The sequence below is a fragment of the Spiroplasma sp. hy2 genome (genome assembly GCF_044714365.1).
Taxonomy (GTDB): domain Bacteria; phylum Bacillota_I; class Bacilli_A; order Mycoplasmatales; family Mycoplasmataceae; genus Spiroplasma; species Spiroplasma phoeniceum.
In genome coordinates this window covers 1-4,794 of record NZ_RXFZ02000074.1, presented here as the reverse complement: position 1 = coordinate 4,794, position 4,794 = coordinate 1, and the positions used below count along the sequence as shown (strand labels likewise).

The 4,794-nt window shown below is 33.2% G+C and carries 4 protein-coding genes; all 4 read left to right on the top strand.

The features are described 5' to 3' along the window. The first annotated feature begins 203 nt into the window (after window positions 1-203). The 4 genes from rpsL (at window position 204) to tuf (ending at window position 4,529) form a co-directional block, all read left to right on the top strand. Entirely contained in the window at window positions 204-626 is a 423-nt protein-coding gene (gene rpsL / locus EHV01_RS03270) for a 30S ribosomal protein S12 (RefSeq protein ID WP_400248667.1), read from the top strand. Between the two features lie 25 nt (window positions 627-651). Then, window positions 652-1,119 carry a 30S ribosomal protein S7 gene (rpsG, locus tag EHV01_RS03265; protein ID WP_126820750.1) on the top strand — a complete coding sequence of 156 codons (468 nt, stop codon included), beginning with the start codon at window positions 652-654 and terminating at the stop codon, window positions 1,117-1,119. A gap of 22 nt (window positions 1,120-1,141) precedes the next feature. Next, window positions 1,142-3,220: an elongation factor G gene (gene fusA / locus EHV01_RS03260; RefSeq protein ID WP_422066182.1), complete on the top strand. Its 2,079-nt coding sequence runs from the start codon at window positions 1,142-1,144 to the stop codon at window positions 3,218-3,220. Window positions 3,221-3,338: 118 nt separating this feature from the next. Then, on the top strand, window positions 3,339-4,529 hold the full coding sequence (tuf, locus tag EHV01_RS03255) for an elongation factor Tu (RefSeq protein WP_348736040.1): 1,191 nt from the start codon (window positions 3,339-3,341) through the stop codon (window positions 4,527-4,529). Window positions 4,530-4,794 lie beyond the last annotated feature (265 nt).

Below are 4,794 nucleotides of genomic sequence, written 5' to 3'. Positions count from 1 at the left end.
TATATWWTAAATTTAAAGCAAAATCATAATCTTACACAAAATTAGTTTTCAAATTGTCATATTGATGATTTTTTTTATTTCATCAAGAGTTTTCGACAAAATTAAAGATAAATCTTGACTTAATTTTTTGTTTTATGTAATATTATATATGGATTGTATTCTTTGATACACTCGGATATGTGAAAAAGAAAGGAGAAAGATTAATGCCAACAATTAATCAATTAGTGCGTAAACCACGTAAAGATAAAGTGTGAAAAACAAAAGCTCCTGCTTTAAACAGAGGGCTAAACTCTTTACAAAAAAAACCTACTAATGTTACAGCACCACAAAAAAGAGGTGTTTGTACAAGGGTTGCAACAATGACACCAAAAAAACCGAACTCAGCGTTACGAAAATATGCTCGTGTGCGTTTAACAAACGGAATGGAAGTAACAGCATATATTCTTGGTGAAGGACATAACTTACAAGAACATAGTGTTGTATTAATCCGTGGTGGAAGGGTTAAAGATTTGCCAGGGGTTCGTTACCATATTATTCGTGGTACTTTAGATACTGCTGGAGTTAATAACCGCCAACAAGGAAGATCACTATATGGAACAAAAAGACCAAAAGCTGCAAAAGCTTAATTAAACAGAAAGGAGGATTATTACGATGCGTAAACGCCAAGCAGAGAAAAGAGATGTTTTACCAGATCCAATTTATAGTTCAAAATTAGTAACACGTGCAATTAATAAAATTATGATTGATGGGAAAAGAGGAGTTGCTCAAACAATTTTATATGGAGCATTTGAGATTGTTAAAGAAAAAACAAAGACTGAACCGTTAGAAGTTTTTAATAAAGCAATTGAAAACATTACGCCACATTTAGAATTAAAAGTTCGCCGAATTGGGGGAGCTAATTACCAAGTTCCAATTGAAGTAAATGAAGATCGTAAAGTTACGTTAGGATTAAGATGATTAATTAATTATGCAAGATTACGTAATGAAAAAAGTATGATTGATCGTTTAGCAAATGAAATTATTGATGCTTCAAATGGAATTGGGGGAGCAGTTAAGAAAAAAGATGATACTCATAAAATGGCGGAAGCTAATAAGGCTTTTGCTCATTATCGTTGATAAAAAATAGAAAAGGAAAAGAAAAATGGCAAGAGAATATTCTCTAGAAAATACGAGAAATATTGGAATTATGGCACATATTGATGCTGGAAAAACTACAACAACAGAACGCATTTTGTTCCATACTGGGAAAATTCATAAAATTGGTGAAACCCATGATGGAGCTAGCCAAATGGATTGAATGGCTCAAGAACAAGAACGTGGAATTACAATTACTTCTGCGGCAACAACGGCGTTTTGAAAAAATATGCGCTTAAATATTATTGATACTCCAGGGCACGTTGATTTTACTGTTGAAGTAGAAAGATCATTACGTGTGTTAGATGGAGCAGTAGCTGTTCTTGATGGACAATCAGGAGTTGAACCCCAAACAGAAACGGTTTGACGTCAAGCAACTACATATGGTGTACCACGGATTGTCTTTGTTAATAAAATGGATAAAATTGGAGCTGACTTTTTATACTCAGTAAAAACAATTCATGACCGTTTACAAGCAAATGCTCATCCAGTTCAAATTCCAATTGGAGCTGAAGACCAGTTTACAGAAATTATTGATATCGTTGAACGAAAAGCTTATCATTATGATGGAGCAGCAAACGAAGAAGCAAAAGAAATTCCAATCCCAGATGATTTAAAAGACTTAGTTGAAGAATACCGAATGAAATTAATTGAAGCAGCGGTTAACTTTGATGAAGATTTAATGATGAAATACTTGGATGGTAATGATATTTCAATTCCAGAAATTAAAAGTGCAATTCGTACTGCAACATTAACTGGTGATTTTTTCCCAGTCTTTTGTGGAAGTGCTTTTAAAAACAAAGGAGTTAAATTAATGTTGGATGGGGTAATTGATTATTTACCTTCACCACTTGATATTCCATCAATTAAAGGTGTTCTAGAAGATGGGACTGAAGTTGAACGTCATGCTGATGATAGTGAACCATTTTCAGCATTAGCATTTAAAATTATGACAGACCCATTTGTTGGGAAATTAACATTCTTCCGGGTTTACTCTGGAGTGTTAAAAAAAGGAAGTTCTGTATTAAACTCAACAAAAGATAAAACAGAACGTATTGGTCGTTTGTTAAAAATGCATGCTAATAATCGTGAAGAAATTGAAGCAGTGTATGCTGGTGATATTGCAGCAGCAGTTGGTTTGAAATTAACAACAACGGGAGATACGCTTTGTGATGAAAAAAATGAAGTAATCTTAGAATCAATGGTTTTCCCAGAACCAGTTATTAACTTAGCTTTAGAACCAAAAACAAAAGCTGACCAAGAAAAAATGAGTTTAGCATTACAAAAATTAGCAGAAGAAGATCCAACTTTCCGAACATGAACAGATGAAGAAACAGGGCAAACAATTATTGCTGGAATGGGAGAACTCCACTTGGATATTTTAGTTGATCGAATGAAACGTGAATTTAAAGTGGAAACTAATGTTGGAGTACCACAAGTTTCATATCGTGAAACATTTAAAGATAGTGCTGAAGTAGAAGGAAAATACATTAAACAATCAGGAGGACGTGGACAATATGGACACGTATGAATTAAGTTTGAACCAAATCATGATAAAGGATTTGAGTTTGTTGACGCAGTTGTTGGTGGAAAAATTCCAAAAGAATTCATTGGTTCAGTTAAAAAAGGTTTAGAAGAGTCAATGCAAACAGGAAAATTAGCAGGATATCCAATGATTGATATTAAAGCAACATTATATGATGGGTCATACCATGATGTCGATTCATCACAAATGGCTTATGAGTTTGCCGCTAGTTTAGCTTTAAAAGAAGCCGCTAAAAAATGTAAACCAGTTATTTTAGAACCAATTATGGCTGTTGAAGTTACTGTTCCAGAAGAATACTATGGGGATGTAATGGGAAACTTATCTTCACGTCGTGGTCAAATTGAAGGAAATGATCAACGTGGAAATGCCCAAGTTGTAAAGGCAAAAGTTCCATTATCAGAAATGTTTGGATATGCAACTGACTTACGAAGTTTTACCCAAGGACGGGGAACTTATACAATGTTGTTTTCACATTACCAAGAAGCACCAAAGTCAATTACCGAAGAAATTATCAAAAAAGCAGGAAAATCAACAGATTAATTATTACACAATGGTTTAATCTAGCATTACTAAAAAAAGATTGCAAAGTAAAAAGAATTAATTTACAATAATTATGACATTTGTCTATTAATTAAAAATATAGGAGGAAAAGATTAAAATGGCAAAACAAAAATTTGATAGAAGTTTACCACACGTAAATGTTGGAACAATTGGCCACGTTGACCATGGTAAAACTACTTTAACAGCAGCTATTACAACTGTATTAGCTAAAAAAGGATTTGCAGAAGCCCAAAAATATGACAATATTGATAAAGCTCCTGAAGAAAAAGAACGTGGAATTACAATTAATACTTCACACGTTGAATATCGTACTGATAAAAGACACTATGCGCACGTAGACTGTCCTGGGCATGCCGATTATGTTAAAAACATGATTACAGGTGCTGCACAAATGGATGGTGCGATTTTAGTTGTTGCAGCAACAGATGGGCCAATGCCTCAAACAAGAGAACATATCTTATTATCAAGACAAGTTGGTGTACCAAAAATGGTTGTTTTCTTAAACAAATGTGATATGATGGATGGCGATACTGAAATGATGGATTTAATCGAAATGGAAGTTAGAGATCTATTAAGCGAATATGGTTTTGATGGTGAAAAAACACCAGTTATTAGAGGATCAGCTTTAAAAGCTCTTGAAGGTGATGCTCAATGAGAAGAAAAAATTATGGAATTAATGAACGCAATTGATGAATGAATTCCAGAACCAGAAAGAGATACTGCTAAACCATTTATGATGCCAGTTGAAGATGTTTTCACAATTACAGGTCGTGGAACAGTGGCAACAGGTCGTGTTGAACGTGGAATTGTTAAAGTTAATGAAGAAGTCGAAATCGTTGGATTAAAAAATGAAACTAAAAAAGTTGTTGCAACAGGTTTAGAAATGTTTAGAAAATTATTAGATGATGCTAAAGCTGGAGATAATGTTGGGGTTTTATTACGTGGAGTTGATCGTAGTGATGTTGAACGTGGGCAAGTTATTGCTAAACCAGGTTCAGTTAAACCACATAAAGAATTTAAAGCACAAGTTTATGTTTTAACAAAAGAAGAAGGTGGACGTCATACACCATTCTTCGGAAACTACCGTCCACAATTTTACTTCCGTACAACGGATGTTACAGGTTCAATTAAATTACCAAGCGGTGTTGAAATGGTTATGCCAGGGGATAATGTTGAAATGACAGTTGAATTAATTGCCCCAGTTGCGATTGAAGAAGGAACAAAATTCTCAATTCGTGAAGGTGGACGTACAATTGGTGCCGGAACAGTTGTTTCAATTAGTAAATAATAACATTAAAAAATAACTCTCTTTGAGTTATTTTTTTATTAATTATAATTAATCTTGTTTTTATATTTTTTTTCTTATGTAAACTGTAAAACGAAACGCGCTAAAACAACCCTTTAATAAGAGTTGTTTTAGCGCGTTTCGTTTTACAGTTTACAAATTTAAAAAATGCTTGATTAACATTTATTAGTGTAAATTGGAATAAATATTAAAGATAAAAAATATAAATGCTATTGAAAAGATAATTCTATTGACATATTAACATTAT